This is a genomic window from Roseovarius atlanticus, from assembly GCF_001441615.1.
GTDB lineage: Bacteria > Pseudomonadota > Alphaproteobacteria > Rhodobacterales > Rhodobacteraceae > Roseovarius > Roseovarius atlanticus.
This window is the reverse complement of the sequence record NZ_LAXJ01000064.1, coordinates 1-485: the sequence shown is the minus strand read 5'-3', so window position 1 is coordinate 485 and position 485 is coordinate 1. Positions and strand designations below refer to the sequence as shown.

Below are 485 nucleotides of genomic sequence, written 5' to 3'. Positions count from 1 at the left end.
AGGCTCCCTCGTTGGGGTTGACCGTAGGGCGGGATTTCATCCCGCCGCTGCGGAAGGGCGGGTGGGGTCAAACCCCACCCTACAGGTCATTTACCGATCGCCTTCAGCACGGCCTCGCCCAGTCCCGCGGGGGATTCGGCGACGGTGATGCCGGCGGATTTCATGGCTTCGATCTTGTCGTCGGCGCCGCCCTTGCCGCCGGCGACGATGGCGCCCGCGTGGCCCATGCGGCGGCCCGGAGGCGCGGTGCGGCCCGCGATGAAGCCGGCGCAGGGCTTGGAGCGGCCTTTCTTGGCCTCGTCTTTCAGGAACTGGGCGGCGTCTTCCTCGGCGCTGCCGCCGATCTCGCCGATCATGATGATCGATTCCGTTTCGTCATCGGCGAGGAACCATTCCAGCACGTCGATATGCTCGGTGCCCTTGATGGGGTCGCCGCCGATGCCCACGCAGGTGGACTGGCCGAGGCCCACGTCGGAGGTCTGCTT

Annotated in this window: 1 pseudogene; it reads right to left on the bottom strand. The window is 67.8% G+C overall.

From position 1 onward, the window contains the following. Positions 1-86 precede the first annotated feature (86 nt). A pseudogene (locus XM53_RS22310) lies at positions 87-485 on the bottom strand (succinate--CoA ligase subunit alpha); the annotation flags it as partial.